The following is a 243-nucleotide window of genomic DNA, read 5'->3' on the forward strand; positions in this document are numbered from 1 at the left end:
AGGGGGCTCACGCGCAGGCCCGCGCGTGCAACAGCCGCCGCCAGGCGTGCGCCCGGGTCGCTGACGCCGGGCGTGCCGGCATCGCTCACATAGGCAATGCGCTGGCCTTGCTGCAGGCGGTGGATGACCTGCTCGGCCGCCTCGGCCTCGTTGTGCTGGTGCAGCGCAATCAGCTGGCCGCCCGACTTGCCAACGCCATAGGCGCGTAGCATGCTGTGGGTGTGGCGGGGGGGCTCGCCGGGG

At 73.3% G+C, this 243-nt stretch carries 1 pseudogene; it reads right to left on the reverse strand.

Annotation, left to right across the window (positions count from 1 at the left end):
- Positions 1 to 243 (reverse strand): annotated as a pseudogene (locus H928_RS33465) (16S rRNA (cytidine(1402)-2'-O)-methyltransferase); the annotation flags it as partial.

This window comes from Comamonas sp. B-9 (genome assembly GCF_000410635.1).
GTDB lineage: Bacteria > Pseudomonadota > Gammaproteobacteria > Burkholderiales > Burkholderiaceae_C > Comamonas.